At 71.0% G+C, this 15,447-nt stretch carries 16 protein-coding genes and 2 tRNA genes; 7 read left to right on the top strand and 11 right to left on the bottom strand.

What is annotated here, in order from left to right:
* Positions 1–71: 71 nt before the first annotated feature.
* On the top strand, positions 72–1,481 hold the full coding sequence (locus BLS25_RS10190) for a dihydrolipoyl dehydrogenase family protein (protein ID WP_081349776.1): 1,410 nt from the start codon (positions 72–74) through the stop codon (positions 1,479–1,481).
* Positions 1,482–1,493: 12 nt separating this feature from the next.
* Positions 1,494–2,141, top strand: coding sequence for a TetR/AcrR family transcriptional regulator (locus BLS25_RS10185; protein WP_256335569.1), 648 nt, complete (start codon positions 1,494–1,496; stop codon positions 2,139–2,141).
* 61 nt (positions 2,142–2,202) lie between these two features.
* On the opposite strand, the gene BLS25_RS10180 is transcribed toward BLS25_RS10185, so the two are convergent.
* Positions 2,203–3,522: an MFS transporter gene (locus tag BLS25_RS10180; protein WP_056223876.1), complete on the bottom strand. Its 1,320-nt coding sequence runs from the start codon at positions 3,520–3,522 to the stop codon at positions 2,203–2,205.
* 123 nt (positions 3,523–3,645) lie between these two features.
* On the opposite strand from BLS25_RS10180, the gene BLS25_RS10175 reads away from it, so the two are divergent.
* The 4 genes from BLS25_RS10175 to BLS25_RS10160 all read left to right on the top strand — a co-directional run bounded on the left by BLS25_RS10175 (position 3,646) and on the right by BLS25_RS10160 (position 6,218).
* On the top strand, positions 3,646–4,038 hold the full coding sequence (locus tag BLS25_RS10175) for a PaaI family thioesterase (protein ID WP_056223878.1): 393 nt from the start codon (positions 3,646–3,648) through the stop codon (positions 4,036–4,038).
* Between the two features lie 302 nt (positions 4,039–4,340).
* Positions 4,341–4,856, top strand: coding sequence for an RNA polymerase sigma factor (locus BLS25_RS10170; RefSeq protein ID WP_074695471.1), 516 nt, complete (start codon positions 4,341–4,343; stop codon positions 4,854–4,856).
* Positions 4,843–5,838: a hypothetical protein gene (locus BLS25_RS10165; RefSeq protein WP_074695469.1), complete on the top strand. Its 996-nt coding sequence runs from the start codon at positions 4,843–4,845 to the stop codon at positions 5,836–5,838. Before BLS25_RS10170 ends, BLS25_RS10165 begins: the two co-directional genes overlap by 14 nt.
* Positions 5,835–6,218 (top strand): hypothetical protein, encoded by a 384-nt coding sequence (locus tag BLS25_RS10160; RefSeq protein ID WP_056223884.1) that lies wholly within the window; start codon positions 5,835–5,837, stop codon positions 6,216–6,218. Before BLS25_RS10165 ends, BLS25_RS10160 begins: the two co-directional genes overlap by 4 nt.
* A gap of 7 nt (positions 6,219–6,225) precedes the next feature.
* Here BLS25_RS10160 and BLS25_RS10155 read toward each other — a convergent pair whose 3' ends face one another.
* Both BLS25_RS10155 and BLS25_RS10150 read right to left on the bottom strand, forming a co-directional pair.
* Entirely contained in the window at positions 6,226–7,146 is a 921-nt protein-coding gene (locus tag BLS25_RS10155; protein WP_074695467.1) for an aldo/keto reductase, read from the bottom strand.
* Positions 7,147–7,180: 34 nt separating this feature from the next.
* On the bottom strand, positions 7,181–8,650 hold the full coding sequence (locus BLS25_RS10150; RefSeq protein ID WP_074695465.1) for an MFS transporter: 1,470 nt from the start codon (positions 8,648–8,650) through the stop codon (positions 7,181–7,183).
* A gap of 155 nt (positions 8,651–8,805) precedes the next feature.
* On the opposite strand from BLS25_RS10150, the gene BLS25_RS10145 reads away from it, so the two are divergent.
* Entirely contained in the window at positions 8,806–9,006 is a 201-nt protein-coding gene (locus BLS25_RS10145) for a zf-TFIIB domain-containing protein (RefSeq protein ID WP_143017902.1), read from the top strand.
* A 120-nt stretch (positions 9,007–9,126) separates the two neighbouring features.
* Here the strand turns inward: BLS25_RS10145 and BLS25_RS10140 are convergent, their stop codons facing one another.
* From BLS25_RS10140 to BLS25_RS10105, 8 genes are all read right to left on the bottom strand, one after another.
* Positions 9,127–10,293: a thiolase family protein gene (locus BLS25_RS10140; protein ID WP_074695463.1), complete on the bottom strand. Its 1,167-nt coding sequence runs from the start codon at positions 10,291–10,293 to the stop codon at positions 9,127–9,129.
* Positions 10,294–10,295: 2 nt separating this feature from the next.
* The gene (locus BLS25_RS10135; RefSeq protein ID WP_074695461.1) at positions 10,296–10,943 is read right to left on the bottom strand and encodes a 3-oxoacid CoA-transferase subunit B; all 648 of its coding nucleotides are present in this window, start codon (positions 10,941–10,943) and stop codon (positions 10,296–10,298) included.
* Positions 10,940–11,683 carry a 3-oxoacid CoA-transferase subunit A gene (locus tag BLS25_RS10130; protein WP_074695459.1) on the bottom strand — a complete coding sequence of 248 codons (744 nt, stop codon included), beginning with the start codon at positions 11,681–11,683 and terminating at the stop codon, positions 10,940–10,942. The genes BLS25_RS10135 and BLS25_RS10130 overlap by 4 nt, the downstream gene beginning before the upstream one ends.
* Positions 11,684–11,801: 118 nt before the next feature.
* On the bottom strand, positions 11,802–12,563 hold the full coding sequence (locus BLS25_RS10125; RefSeq protein ID WP_256335568.1) for an IclR family transcriptional regulator domain-containing protein: 762 nt from the start codon (positions 12,561–12,563) through the stop codon (positions 11,802–11,804).
* Positions 12,564–12,658: 95 nt separating this feature from the next.
* Positions 12,659–12,732 (bottom strand) — tRNA-Met (locus BLS25_RS10120).
* Between the two features lie 34 nt (positions 12,733–12,766).
* Positions 12,767–12,838 (bottom strand) — tRNA-Thr (locus tag BLS25_RS10115).
* A gap of 67 nt (positions 12,839–12,905) precedes the next feature.
* A complete protein-coding gene (locus BLS25_RS10110) occupies positions 12,906–14,336 on the bottom strand; it encodes a M23 family metallopeptidase (protein ID WP_074695455.1) in 1,431 nt (476 codons plus the stop codon).
* A 253-nt stretch (positions 14,337–14,589) separates the two neighbouring features.
* The gene (locus tag BLS25_RS10105; RefSeq protein WP_074695453.1) at positions 14,590–15,387 is read right to left on the bottom strand and encodes an inositol monophosphatase family protein; all 798 of its coding nucleotides are present in this window, start codon (positions 15,385–15,387) and stop codon (positions 14,590–14,592) included.
* Positions 15,388–15,447: the final 60 nt, after the last annotated feature.

The raw sequence follows: 15,447 nt of genomic DNA, 5'->3' as shown, positions 1-15,447 counted from the left end.
GCGACGCAAGCCCCACGGCTCGACCTTCGCGACGGGATTGACTGAGGTCCTCGATCCCCGGGAGGACCGCCGTGAGCCACGACGCCGACAGCTACGACATCGCCGTGATCGGAGCGGGCCCCGCGGGCACAGCCGCCGCCTTGCGAGCGGCGGAACTCGGTGCCTCCGTGGTCGTCCTCGAAGCCGGCCGCGTGGGCGGGACCTGCGTCAACACGGGTTGCGTTCCCACGCGGGTGCTCGCGAAGGCCGCGCGCCTCATGCGCGAGACGCGCTCCGCGGACGACTACGGCATCGTCGTGGACGAGCCCCGCGTCGACTGGTCGGCGGTGGTGTCGAGGGTGCACGAGCGAGTGGATGCCGTGCGCTCGATCAAGCGCGAGGCCGAGCGCTTCGCGCACGCCGGGGTGGCTCTGGTGCACGAGGGTCGGGCGCGCTTCGCCGACGACCACACGCTCGTGCTCGACAGCGGCCGCCGCATCCGTGCGGAGTCGATCCTGGTCTGCGTGGGCGGGCACTCCCGTCGCCTGCCGATCCCCGGAGCCGAGCTCGCCACCGTCCCCGAGGACGTGCTCACCCTGACCGAGCTGCCCCGCCGCGTCGCCGTCATCGGCGCCGGCAACACGGGCGCTCAGCTGGTGACGGTGTTCCGCTCCTTCGGCTCCGAGGTCACCCTGCTCGATGTCGCACCGCGCGTGCTCATGGCATCCGACGCCGCCATCTCCCGGGTGATCGCCGACTCCCTCTCGGAGCACGGCGTCGACGTGCGGACCGGGATCGAGACGGTCGAGCGCATCGATCGCGCCGCCGACGGATCGCTCACCCTGGTCTGGCGCGAGGAGGGCTCTTCTCGGAGCGTCGACGTCGACGTCGTCATCATGGCGACCGGGTGGCCCGCTGACGTCGAGGACCTCGGCCTCGAGAACGTCGGCGTCGAGGTGGAGCGCTCGGCCATCCCGGTCGATCGCTACTTCCGGACGATCGTTCCGCACATCCTCGCCGTCGGCGACGCGAACGGCCGCGACATGCTCGTCCAGGCGGCGCAGTTCGAGGGCGAAGCGGCGGCCGAGAACGCCGTTCTGGGCGCCAACCGGCGCACCCCGCACCACCTGCTGCCCGCGGGCGGGTTCACCGACCCCGACTACGCGGGCGTCGGCTTGACCGAAGAGCAGGCGCGAGACCGCGACCCCTCGTGCGTCGTGGCGACCGTCCGCTTCGCCGACCTCGACCGCGCGGTGATCGACGACCGCGAGCGCGGTTTCCTCATGCTCATCGCCGACCGTCGCCGCGAGTTGGTGCTGGGGGCGCACGCGGTGGGCGAGAACGCCGTCGAGGTCATCCAGTCGGTGACCACGGCGATGGCGGCCGGCATCGACGTGTCGACGCTCGCGGGAGTGCGTTTCGCGTACCCCACCTACAGTGCGGTCATCGGCAACGCGGCGCGCGCTCTGCTGCACGCGGACTCCCCCGCCCTGCTGGAGTGACACACTGAATCCGTGCCCGCCGATCCCGTGACGACCCCGCAGACCGCCGACGCCCCGGGTGCGACGGAAGACGCGCCCGCGCGTCGGGGTCGCCCGGGTTACGACCGCGAGGGACTGCTCGCCGTGGCCGTGCAGTTGTTCAACGAGCAGGGGTACGACGCCACCAGCGTCGCCGACCTCGCCAAACGCCTCGGGCTGACCAAGTCGGCGCTCTACCACCACTTCTCTTCGAAGGAGGAGCTGCTGGCGGTCGCCCTCGAGGCCGCACTCGGCGGTCTCGAGGCCGTCCTCGACGAGCCCGGCGCGCGCGAGGGCGCGGCGTCCGATCGCCTGCGCTTCGTGCTCACGGGGGCGACCGACGTGCTCGTCGCGCAGCTCCCCGCGGTGACCCTCCTGCTGCGGGTGCGGGGCAACGGCGCCGTCGAGCAGGCCGCGCTCGAGCGTCGCCGCGTCTTCGACCATCGCGTGACGAGCCTCGTCGCCGAAGCCCAGGCCGAGGGGAGCGTGCGCGACGACGTCGATGCCGCGGTCGCCGCCCGCCTGCTGTTCGGCATGATCAACTCCGTCGTCGAGTGGTACCGTCCCGGCGGCGGCGTCGACGGCGATCGTCTCGGCGCCGACATCGTGCGCATCGCCCTCGACGGCCTGCGCACCGCCTGACGGTCGTCGCGCGAAGAGGCGGCCCCGCGCCACGCGCAGGGCCGCCTCTCGGCATCCGGGATCACGCCCTCAGGTCGACGCCCTTCGTCTCTTTGATGAGCGAGACGGCGCCGAGCGAGATGAGCGCGGCGACGGCGATGTACAGACCGATGGTCCACGAGGCGCCGGTCGAGCGCAGCAGCGCCTCGGCGATCATCGGGGCGAAAGCTCCGCCCATGATCGCGCCGAGCGCGTAGCCGATCGAGACGCCCGAGTACCGCACGTTCGCGGGGAACATCTCGGCGTACAGCGCCGCCTGCGGTCCGTACGACAGGCCGAGGCCGAGCGTCATCACGAACAGCGCGACGAAGTACCAGACGATGTTCGCGGTGTCGATGAGGAACCACATCGGCACGGCCCACACGGCCAGCAGCAGGTAGCCGAGCTGGAAGGTCCGCACGCGGCCGAGACGGTCCGAGAGTCGGCCGCCCCACAGGGTGAAGCCGAGCCAGCCGAAGGATGCCAGGGTCGTGGCCAGCAGCACGGTCGGGCGATCCATGCCCAGCGCCGAGACGGAGTAGGTCGCGAAGAACGCGATCAGCAGGTATCCCGCGGCGTTGTTGCCGATGAAGACGAATGCCGTCAAGGCGACCTGGCGCCAGTTCTTGCGGAACAGCTGGCCGAGCGGAGCCGACGACTCCTTGCGGCGGCGCACGAGGTCTTCGAACACGGGGCTCTCCTCCACCGCGCGGCGGATGACGTATCCGACCACGATGAGCACGATCGAGAACAGGAACGGCACGCGCCAGCCCCACGCGAGGAAGGCCTCGGCCGACATCGACGAGGTGAGGATCCACAGGGTCGCGGTGGCGAGGATCATGCCCACGGGCACACCGATCTGCGGGTACGCACCGAAATAGCCGCGGCGGTTCACCGGGGCGTGCTCGACCGAGAGCAGCGCCGCGCCGCCCCACTCGCCACCGGCCGAGAAGCCCTGCAGCACGCGCAGGAGGATGAGGAGGACGGGGGCTGCCACCCCGATCGCGGCGTACGTGGGCAGCACGCCGATGAGGGCCGTCGAGACACCCATCATGATGAGGGTGAGCACGAGCATCTTCTTACGGCCGAGGCGGTCGCCGAGCCAGCCGGCCACGACAGCGCCGAGCGGGCGGAAGAGGAACGAGATGCCGATCGTCGCGAACGACAGCACCTGCGCGATGGCGGGGTCGGTCTGGGCGAGGGGCGCGAGGAACAGCGGCGCGAGCACGAGCCCCGCCGCCTGGGCGTAGATGAAGAAGTCGTACCACTCGATCGAGGTGCCTACGAGGGTGCCGGCGAGAACGCGCCGTTCCTCTCGTTTCATCCCGGTGGCAGGGGCGGATGCCGAGGTCAGCGAGGCCATGAGAACTCCGTCGTTCTGTGGGGCAGGGTGTGAGGACTCGACCAGAATCTGTTACCGACCGAGCGTTCAGTAATAGTGTCAGAGGGACACGCCCCCGACAAGAGGGAGCCCGAAGGAGAACCCATGACGCCCTGGACCATCGTTCCCGGAGCCCTCGACGACCGGCTGGGCATCACCGTGACGGAACAGTCGGCCGACCGGGTCTGCGCGTGGATGCCCGTCGAGGGCAATACGCAGTCCCTCGGCCGCCTGCACGGTGGCGCGACGGCCGCGCTCTCCGAGGCCGTCGGCTCGTGGGCGGCCATGATCCACGCGTCGACCCTCGGCATGGTGTGCGTCGGCGTCGACCTGAACATCACGCACCATCGCGGGGCGACCGGGGGCCGCATCCACGCCACAGCCACACCCGCTCATCGCGGTCGCCGGCTGGCCACGTACGACGTCCGCGTGGTCGACGACCAGGACCGCCTCGTCGCGACGGCGCGGATCACGAATCTGCTGGTCGCCCCCGACTGAGCACCCCGGCGTCGTCTCGGGGCACTGCCCGTCTCTGCCATTCTGGATCGCATGACGAAGATCCGAGGGGTTGCGCCGCCCCCAAGCGGCGCAACCCCTCGCCCGTCGTCGTCAGACCCGAACATCGGACGACGGGCGTATGGGTGCCTTCTCGAAGCCGGAGTCGGCACCCACCCCCGCATATGTCGTGTCCGCCGAGCACCTTTCCTTACACACCGTCCGAAAATTCTTTTCTCGCCTTCCTCTGTAAGGTCCACGACCGCCCCGACACAGCCCCGGTACACGCACGAGGAAAGACAGCGGTGACGGACGACGCGGATTTCGTGGCGCTCTTCCGTGAGCACTACAACGCCGTTCGGCGATTCATCGAACGGCGCGTGTCGGACCGCGAGGCCGCGGACGACCTCACGATGGAATGCTTCGAGATCGCGTGGCGCAAGCGCGATCCGCGAGAGCCGTTCGGTTTGCCGTGGCTGTACCGCACGGCGCGGAACCTCATCGCGAACGAATACCGACGACGAGACCGAGAGGGGGCACTGTGGACGCACATCGAGGACCAGGTGCGCACCCTCTCGAACGCGTCGGAGGGCGAGATGATCGATCGACTCGTCGACGCGATCCGCGCACTATCAGAGAAGGAGCGCGAGATCCTCTGGCTCACCTACTGGGAAGACCTCTCGGCCGCCGAGGTGGGTGTCGTCGTCGGGGCGAGCGCGGGGACCGTGTGGACGCGCCTGAATCGCGTCCGAGCCAAGCTCCGCCCGCTCCTGTCCGACGGGCCCCTGTCCGCCGAGGAGGTGCTCGATGAACGACGATGACCTCGCGCGCGCGTTGCGCCGGCTGGATCCCGCGCAGACGACCCTCGACGCACCGATCCCCCTCGCCGCCGAGCGACGGGCTCGCGATTTCGCGAGAACGGCTCCGCGAGCGCGCCGTCGACCCGTCTACGCCGCCTGGGGCTCGGCCGCCGCGGTCGTCGTCCTGGTCCTCGCGATCGTCACCGGAGTCCTCTGGATGCCGAGTTCCCCGGCATCCGCTCTCACTCCCCAACCGCTCGCGTTCACCTCGATCTCCGAGGACGCGTCGGAGGTGATCGCGCAGGCGCAGCAACGGTTGACGGACGGCTGCGGTCCCTCCTCCCCCGAGCGGCGATCGTTGTCGCTCGGCTGGTACTTCAGCGGCTCGCCCGACGAGGCCGAGGCGACGGTGTTCCGCCGTGAGTGGATCGACGTGCAGTGGAACGAGAACCTCTCCGGTTCGGTCGTGACCACCGCCGCCGAGGCCACCAACGCGGCGGGCGACACGGTGCCCGCGGGCGAGCCGACGCCGGGGACCGTGGTCGGCGACCTCCACTTCGTGCAGAACCAGTTCTCGCCGCTCTCCCCCACCGCCCCCGAGTCCACCGTCGAGGCGATGCGGGCTCTCGTGCTCACCTCGACCGGCGCCGGGGACCAGCTGACGGCGGGCGACGCGATGCTCGGCGCCCGGGCGCTTCTGGGCGAGTGGACGCTCACCGGTCCGCAGCAGGCGGCCCTGCTCGAGGTGGTCGCCCAGGCCCCGGGTCTGCGGGTCGTCGGGTCGGCGTTCGATCGGCTGGGTCGTCCGGTGGTCGGTCTCGCCGCGGTGCCGTCCGGGCTGACCACCTCCGAGGCGACGCTGCTGCTCTCGGCCGACACCGGGCGCATCGTCGGCTTCGAGTCCGAACTGCTCGCCGACAATCCGAACCTCAAACTCCCGGCCGGTTCGATCACCGACTACACCCTCTGGGACGTCTCCGACAGAAAGGCGGACTCCGAATGACCACGACCGACGATCTGCACCCCGACATCGCCGCGGCTCTCGCCGAGATCCCCGGCGGGGTGGTCATCGACTCGCATCACGCGGAGTGGCCCGAGCTCGGCATGACCATGGACGTCCCGTCCGAGCACGAGCGGGCGGTCGGAAGCTGCGCCGACGGCAACGTCTGCGCCTTCAGCGGATCGAGCCTCTCGGGGACGCGGGTGTCGTTCTCGTACTGCGGCACCTACTCGCCCGGCATCACCGTGCGCTCGATCGCCAACGCGCGATCCGCGGGGTACGTACAGGCCCGGTCCTCGTCGGGATCGGTCCTCGCCACCGCGATCGCCACGTCGTGGGCGAACGTCTCGGGCACGGTCGCCACGCTGAACTGCGTCCCCTGAGCCCGGCTCAGCGCCAGGGACGTTCCGAGCGCCGACGCCAGTAGTCGACGGGGTCCGTGGCGAGGTCCGCCGGGGCGGCGACCGGGTGCGCGCTCGCGCCGCGGCGCAGGTGCGTGGTCGTGGTGGCGCCGCTGAGCACGACGTCGGCCCACGGCTGCGCCAGCGCGGCGCCGAGCGAGAAGACGTCCACGGGCAGGCCGGATGCCGATCCCTCGAGGCGACTCCCGGGTTCGGCGTGGGCGAGCTCGCCGTTGGCGAGGACTTCTTTGACCACGACCGTCCAACCGGCGTCGTGGGCGGTCTGCACCGCCGGAGCCACGGAGGGCTCGAGCAGATTCCAGGTGGACTGCACGACCGAGAACGGCGAATCCGCAAGAGCGAGGGCGGCCCGGATGACGGCCGCCTGGTGCGGTCCACTCGTGGACAGTCCGACCCGCACCCCGTCCGCGCGCAGACGGCGGAGTCTGCCCAGTAACTCCTCTTCGCCGAGGGCGGAACTCTCCGGGGTCACGGAGTGGACCAGGTAGTAGTCCGGAGCGGAGCCGAGCGCCGCGAGCGTCTCGGGCCACTGCCTGTCGAACATGGCCGCCGAGTGCTCTTTGCGCTCGTGCACGGCGGCATCCATCCTCCATCCGCCGACGTACTCGTAGCCCCACTTCGACCCGATCGTCAACTCGGCGCGGCGCTCGGGGTGTACGTCGAGCCACGACCCGAGGAACTCCTCGGCCCGGCCGTAGGAGCGGGCGGCATCGACGTACCGGATGCCGAGTGCCCAGGCCTCGTCGAACAGCTCGTGCGCGCGCTCGCGCAGGGCCTCGACCGAGCGCTCGGCGGGGTCGCCCAGGTCGCTGTCTCGCGCGGTCGTGATGTAGGCGGGGCGGCCGACGGCGGCGAGGCCCAGACCCAGCCGGGCGGAGGTGGCGTGCATCCCTCGACGCTAGCGTCCCCGCGTGCGGGGCGCGTCAGCCGTTCCGGTGCCGACGCACCTCGATCGCACTCAGCAGGATGGCCGAGCCCGAGAAGACCACCGACACCGCGAGCGCAAGGGTGAGAGCGTCGGCGAACGTCGCCGGATCTTTCGCCGGGGAGCCCGCTCCCGCGGAGCCCGCCGCACCCGCGACCGCCAGCACGAAGGCCGTGCCGAGGACGGTCTGACCGATCGAGGACCCCACCCGCTGAGCCGTCTGGACCACTCCGCCGGCGACGCCGCCCCGCCGGGGATCGACGTCGGCCAGGGTCAACGTCTGGTTCGGCGTGACGATCGCGCCGCCCGCGATGCCGAGGACGAACAGGGGAACGCACAGGCGCAGGATGACCCCCGCCGGGTCCGTCGCCTCGGCCCCGACCTGAACCAGCAGTCCGAGGACGATCGTGACGCTCGTGAAAACCGCGACGGCACCGACCAGAAGCGGTCGCCCCACCCGTGAGACGAAACGCCCCGCGACCGGAGCCCCGACGACGGAGCCGATCGCGTACGCCGTGACGCCGAGGCCGGACTGCAGCGCGGTGAAGCCGAGACCGTTCTGGTAGTAGAGCGCGAGCACCAGCGGGATTCCGGTGTTGCTGCAGAAGAAGACGACCGCGAAGACGACACCCGTGACGAAGGACCGGACGCGGAACAGGCGCAGATCGAGAAGGGGCCCGGCATCCGCCTTCGTCAAACGCGCCTCGTGACGCACGAGCGCGAAGAGGAAGCCCGCGGCGGGAAGGAGCAGGAGAAGCGTGAGCGGGCCGCCGCTCTGCCCCGTCTCGACGATCGGGAACAGCAGGCACAGCACGCCCGCACCGAGAAGTATCGCGCCGAGCACGTCGACGCGCCGACCGGATGCCGTGGAGGACGGCTCGTCGGCCGGGACCCAGCGCCGAGCGAGCAGAACCGCGGCGATCCCGACCGGCACGTTGATGAAGAACACCAGACGCCATCCGATCTCGGGCCCTCCCGCCGCGATCAGGAGACCCGCGATGACCGGGCCGAGGGCGGTTCCCGCACCGACCGTCAGCCCCAGCCGGCCGAAGGCGCGCCCCCGTTCCCACGCGGGGAACGCGTTCTGGATGAAGCCCGAGACCTGCGGCCCCATCATTCCGCCGAAGAGCCCTTGGACGACCCGCGCCGCGATCAGAAGGCCCGCGTTCGGGGCGAGGCCCACGGCCGCACTCGCGATGACGAACCCGAGGACGGCGATCGTGAAGATGCGCCGCCGCCCACGCTGATCGCCCAATCTCCCACCGATGACCGGGACGAGCGCGAAGGCCAGCACGTACCCCGTCACGATCCACTGCAGCTCGCTCGCGCCCGCTCCGGTGGAGCGCCCGATCGACGGCAGCGCCACGTTCGTCACGCTGACGTCGAGGAGGGCGGCGAACTGCCCCATCAGCATCACCGAGAGAGCGCGCCAGCGGCGCGGGTCGGGAGCGGGGGCGGATGCCGTCATGCGGTGCCCACTGTCGGACCGGGGTCCGCAGCGGCACGGGAGATCGGCATGGGCCGAGCCTATGCCTGCGGTGGAGGGCCGGGGCCGCTGACGCGGGGGAACACGTCGGACGGGATGCGGGTTGACCCCGGGGACGGATGACGAGCGGGACGGCCATGACCTACAGAGACCCTTACGACGACGGCGCGCAACCGATCTGCCCCTCGTGCGGTGTGACGATGCACCCGCTGCTCGAACAGGGCGGCGGCGCCGACGAGTGCCGCGAGTGCGGGTTCCAGCTGGAGTGGTCCACCCCGGGGCATGTCCGCGACGAAGACGACGATCGGCCTCGCGACCGCTGGGCCGAGGAGTCCTAGCCGAGCGACGCGGCCGGTCACCAGAACAGGGTGGGCGACGAGAACAGGTCGACTCCGCGCGGATCGTCCTGTTCCCCGCGCATCGCCTGTTCTCGTGACACGGATGCTGCGGCGGCGGGCTCAGCGCTCGAGCACCACCGCGAGGCCCTGACCCACGCCGATGCAGATCGCCGCGACCGCGACGCCGCCGCCGCGGCGTTTCAGCTCGTGGGCCGCGCGCGCGATGATGCGTCCGCCCGAGGCGCCGAGGGGGTGGCCGATCGCGATCGCCCCGCCGTTCTCGTTGAGGCGGGCGGGGTCGAGCTCGGTCCACAGCTTCGCGCACGCGAGCGTCTGCGACGCGAACGCCTCGTTGAGCTCGACGAAGGTCACGTCGGCCCACGTCTTCCCGGCGCGCGCGAGGGCGCGGTTCGCCGCCTCGACGGGGGCCACACCGAACACGTCGGGGTCGTTGCCGAACGCGGCCCGGCCGGCGATGCGGGCCAGGGGCTCGGCATCCATCGCCCCTTCCGCGCCCAACAGCACGGCCGAGGCGCCATCGTTGATGGGCGAGGAGTTGCCCGCGGTGACCGATCCGCCCTGACGGAAGGCCGGGCGCAGACCCGCGAGCACCTCGGCGGTGGAGTCGTCGCGGATGCCTTCGTCGCGCGCGAGCGCGTGACCCTCGACCTGCACGATCTCGTCGTCGAAGCGTCCCTCGGCCCACGCCGCTGCGGCGAGGCGGTGGCTGCGGGCGGCGAAGGCGTCCTGCTCCTCGCGCGAGATGCCGTAGATCTCGGCCAGCTTCTCGGCGCTCTCGCCGTTCGAGATCGTCCAGTCCTTCCGCAGCCGCGGGTTTGTCATGCGCCAGCCGATCGAGGTGTTCCACATCGTCTGGGTGGCGGCGGGGAAGGGCCGCGGACTCTTCTCGACCACGAACGGGGCCCGCGTCATCGATTCGACGCCGCCCGCGAGGATTACGTCGGCATCTCCGGCTTCGATCGCGCGCGAGCCCTGGATCACGGCATCCAGCGACGATCCGCACAGGCGGTTGATGGTCGTTCCGGGCACCGACGAGGGGAAGCCCGCGAGTAGCGCACCGAAGCGCGCGACGTTGCGGTTGTCTTCGCCGGCCTGGTTCGCGTCGCCGAAGATCACGTCTTCGATGCGCGCGGGGTCGATCCCGGTGCGTTCGACGACGGATGCCATGACCGTGGCGGCCAGGTCGTCGGGGCGCACGTCGGCGAAGGCCTTGGCGTGGCGGGCGAAGGGGGTGCGGACGGCGTCGTAGACGAACGAAGCGGGCATGGTCAGCTCTCCTGGTCGAGAAGGGTCAGACCGAGAAGCGCCTCGATCTCGGCGTGGGTGTTGTCGCCGAACAGCTCGCGCACGCGAAAGCCGTCGGGGGTGACGTCGAAGACGCCGTGATCGGTGTAGACCCGCGAGACGCAGCCGACCCCGGTCAGCGGGTAGCTGCAGGCCGCGACGAGCTTGGGCTCGCCGCCCTTGGTGAGCAGGTCGGTCATGACGTAGACGTCCTTCGCGCCGATGGCGAGGTCCATCGCCCCACCCACGGCCGGGATCGCGCCGGGCTCGCCGGTCGACCAGTTGGCGAGGTCACCGCCGGCCGACACCTGGAACGCGCCCAGCACGCACACGTCGAGGTGGCCGCCGCGCATCATGGCGAACGAGTCGGCGTGGTGGAAGTACGCGGCTCCGGCGAGCGCGGTGACGGGCTGCTTTCCCGCGTTGATGAGATCGGGGTCGACCCGGCCGCGCTCGGGGGCCGGGCCCATGCCGAGCATGCCGTTCTCGGTGTGCAGCACGATCTCGAGCCCGGCGGGCAGGTAGTCGGCGACCAGGGTCGGCGCGCCGATGCCGAGGTTCACGACGGCTCCCTCGGGGATGTCGGATGCCACGCGAGCGGCGAGATCGCGCCGCGAGATGCGAGTGGTCATTTCTCCTCCTCGGATGCCAGGGCCCGGCCCTCGATGTCGACGCCGCCGACGAAGACGCCGTCGCGCAGCCACCGTCGCTCCCCCACGGCGACGACGCGATCGACGTAGATCCCCGGCGTCACGACGGACTCGGGGTCGAGGGATCCGAGTTCGACGACCTCGTCGACCTGGACGATGGTGGTCGCCGCGGCGGCGGCCATGATGGGTCCGAAGTTGCGCGCCGTCTCGCGGTAGACGAGGTTGCCCCAGCGGTCGGCGGCGCGGGCGCTGATCAGCGCGGCATCCGCGTGGATGGGGTATTCGAGCACGTAGTCGCGGTCGTCGATGCGCCGCGTCTCCTTGCCCTCGGCGAGCTGCGTCCCGAAGCCGGTGGGGGTGAAGAACCCACCGATGCCGGCACCCGCGGCGCGGATGCGCTCGGCGAGGTTCCCCTGCGGCACGAGCTCGAGCTCGACCTTGCCGTCGCGGAAGAGCCCGTCGAACACCCACGAGTCGCTCTGGCGCGGGAACGAGCAGATCATCTTGCTCACCTGACCTGCGGCCAGGAGGGCCGCGAGCCCGGTGTCGCCGTTGCCGGCGTTGTTGTTGACGATGGTGAGATCGCCGGCGCCGTGCGCGATGAGCGCGTCGATCAGCTCGACGGGCTGACCCGCGCGGCCGAAACCGCCGATCATCACGGTCGCCCCGTCGGCGATCCCTGCGACGGCCGACGCGAGGTCGGGGACGGTCTTGTCGATCATGCGGAGCATCCTCGCTTGTTCGCTGTGCGTACACACGTACGTTATGCGAACAGGATACGCCGATCACCGCGGGCACGGCAAGGCCCCGCCCGCCGCACGAGCGGGGCTTCTCGACGATTCAGACCAGGCGGAGGTCCGCGTCGATCTCGGCCGCGGCGGCCCGCAACGCCGGCAGGCACTGCTCGCGCCATTCGTCCGCGTCACCGCGAGAGCTGGCCGAGATGTTCACCGCCGCGACCACCGCCCCCGAGCGATCGTGAAGGGGCGCCGCGAGAGACCGCAGCCCCTCTTCGAGCTCGCCGTCCACAAGAGCCCACCCCTGAGCACGCACCGCCTCGAGCTCCGCGACGATCGCATCGACGTCCGTGCGCGTGCGCGGGGTAAGGGACGCGAGGTGCGAAGCTGCCACGATCTGTCGCGCGTCCGCTTCGGCGAGGGCCGCGAGCAGCACTCGCCCCATGCTGGTGGCGTACGCGGGAAAGCGCGTACCGATCGTGATCCCGACGCTCATGATCCGTCGCGTGGGAACGCGGGCGACGTAGACGATGTCGGCACCGTCGAGCACGGCCGACGAGACGCTCTCCCCCACCTCGCGCGACAGGCGCTCGAGGTGCGGCTGAGCCAGCGCCGGCAGCGACAGCGCGGAGAGATAGCTGAAACCGAGCTCGAGGACGCGCGGCGTGAGCGAGAAGACCCGACCGTCGGCACGCACGTAGCCGAGAGTCTCGAGCGTTTGGAGGAAGCGGCGGGCGGCGGCACGGGTCAGATCGGCGCGACGGGCGACGTCGCTGAGCGTCAACGCAGGGTTCTCGGCGTCGAATGCCCGGATCACCTCGAGACCGCGAGCGAGGGATTGGACGAACTCTCCCGAATCACTCACGCGGCTCACCCTATCGGGGCGCGAGGAGTCCGCCGCGCGCCCCTCGCGGCGACAAAACGAAAGCCGTCCCGGAGGACGGCTTCGCGAAGAATCTGTAGCGGGAGCGGGGCTTGAACCCGCGACCTCACGATTATGAGTCGTGCGCTCTCACCAACTGAGCTACCCCGCCGCACGGCATCCAGGATTCAGATGAGGATGCCTTGAGCCCCGAGTCAGGATTGAACTGACGACCCCTTCCTTACCATGGAAGTGCTCTGCCACTGAGCTATCGGGGCGTACCCGGATCGCTCCGGGCAACTAGAAGAGAATATCAGACCTCGACACTCTCTTACGAATCGAGGGTCAGCCGCCGGCGTGCTGGCGCAGCCACGCGATCGGGTCGATCGGGGTCGTGCCGTTCTGCAGGATCTCGACGTGCGTGTGCGCGCCGAACGAGCGACCGGTGTTGCCGGTGCGTCCGAGGAACTGTCCGACGTGGACCTTCTCGCCCGGGGTGACCTGGAGCGAGCCGTACTGCATGTGTCCGTAGCGGCTCGAGACGAGCTGGCCGTCGATCACGTGGTCGATCAGCACGGTCACACCGAAGGCGCCGCCCTGCTCGGTCGCGATGCGGACGGTGCCGTCGGCGATCGCCTGGACGGGTGCGCCCTCACCGGGGACGAAGTCCGCACCCTCGTGGAAGCCGCCGTCGCGCATGCCGAAGCCGTACGAGATCGACACGCCGACCGCGAAGGGCCACTGGATGGGCGCAGTCGGGTCGTTGACGTAGAAGTTCGTGGGGTACTTGATGCCCGAGTCGACGGCCATCTTGGAGTACGTGGTGGCGCTGTAGCCGTCGGCGCGGTCGACGACCGCGGCCTGCGACTGAGCGGGCGCGACGTAGGCCTGGATCGCTCCGTCGGCCGAGGCGACGTCCCCGCCGACCGCGAGACGGGTCGTCGCGGTGTCGGCCGCGGGGGCGGTGATGCTGTCGGTGCCGCTCGCCGAGGCGATCGCGCTCACGGGCATTGTCATGCCGACCGTGAGGAGTCCGACGACGCCCATGACGCCGACCGAGAAGGACGTCGCCGCGATGCGGCGGACGTTGCGGCGAGTGCGGGGAGCGGCTGCTGCGGGCAGGCCCTCCGAGACGGGCTCAGGAGCCGGGGTGACCGGCGCCGCCTGCTGCGTGGGCGTCTCGCCGGTGAAGGAGAACAGGCGCGCGGCGGTCGCGAACTCGTCCGCGGCCGTCTCGTCGGCGGTGTCCGGCCGCTCGATGGCGGGCTGCTCGACGACGGTCTTCGTCATCTGGCGCGCGACGGGCTCGGACACCGGCTCAGCGACCGGCTCGGACACGACGGGGGTCTCGTCGACCGTGGAGTCGAGGATGACCGACGCCTGGGGGCGACGACGCGCGCGGCGGCTGGCGGGAAGGGTGATGGGCGAGGTCGGCAGCGACACCGGGGTGGTCGCGACGGCGCCGTCCGCGCTCTGCAGAATCACGGCGACGTCGTCGGAACGACGCTGCTCATCGACGACGGTGACCTCGAGGGCGTCGGAGGACGCGGCATCCGGGGTCTGCTCGGCGGGAATCGCGGCGGTGTCGCGCGACGGCAGGGTCGGCTCGATGGTCGCGGCGATGACGGTCTCGACGACCGCGGCGGCGACGCTCTCGATCAGCTCGGGCTGAGAGGCGGCCTCGGCGTCGACCGGGGCGGGGTCGGCGGCCTTGGGTGCCGACGCGGGGGCGTCGAGCGTGGCGACGGGGGTCTCGCTCGCGGAGCGACGGCGCATCTCGGCTCGGGTCAGCCGGGGGGTCGTCTCGGGAGCGGGCGTGGGGAGGGGGCGACGAGACCGCCGGGTGGCGGCGGGCTCAGTCTCAGAGGCTTCTGACGGCAACGCGGAAGGGCTCTCGTGTCGTGTCGCGAAAAGCGACGGCTTCGGGCTGGGGGGCTTGGCCATCTCCGCAGGTTCGGGTTGCGGAAGATAACGAACTGGTAAACACCCTACCTCGGCTGGTCTGGGAATGCCATGAGCAGACGCTCTGTCAGCGCTCGTAGTCCAGCAGCGGCTCGAGACGGCTGTAGAAGTCCGGTCCCGCGGCGATGACCATGCCGTTTCCGGGCCGGCCTCCGGGGGCGCCTCCGACGGCGCCGCCCGCCTCCGCCACCAGCAGCGCGCCGGCGGCGTGATCCCACGGCTGCGTCCCGCGCTCGTAGTACGCGTCGACGCGTCCGGCGGCCACAGAGGCCAGGTCGAGGGAGGCCGCGCCGATACGGCGCACATCCCGGGCGATCGGCATGACGCGGGCGAGCTGCGCAAGAGCCGGGCCGTGCGTCTCGGGGTTGTACCCGAAACCGGTCGCGACGAGGCCTCCGGCGGGCCCCACCTCGCTGACCGCGAGGCGCTGGTCGCCGAGCCAGGCTCCCCCGCCGCGCGAGGCCCGGAAGAGCTCGCCGGTCACGGGGTTGAACACGGCCCCGGCGAGCGCGGTCCACGCCGCGGTCTCGGCAGTCCCCTCGACGGCGGCGATGCTCACGGCCCACGCCGGGATCCCGTACGCGTAGTTGACGGTGCCGTCGATCGGGTCGACGACCCACGTGATGCCGCTCGTTCCCTCTTCGGCCCCGGACTCCTCGCCGAAGAAGCCGTCGTCGGGCCGCTCGCGCGCGAGCTCGGCGCGGATGAAGGCCTCGACCTCCCGGTCGGCGGCGGTGACGATGTCGGCGGCGGCCGACTTGGTGGCGGCGACGGTCACCCCCTCCCGGCGCCGACGGTGGGCCAGTTCCCCGGCTTCGCGAGCGATACGCGTGGCGATCTCGAGCAGGTCGGCTGCGGAAGTCATGGCATCCAGGCTACGTGCGCCACCCCCTGCGACGAATTCGTCCCCGTGGTTAGCGTGGGG

It is taken from the genome of Microbacterium testaceum StLB037 (genome assembly GCF_900104345.1).
GTDB classification, from domain to species: Bacteria; Actinomycetota; Actinomycetes; order Actinomycetales; family Microbacteriaceae; genus Microbacterium; species Microbacterium testaceum_A.
This window is presented reverse-complemented; position numbering and strand designations above follow the sequence as displayed.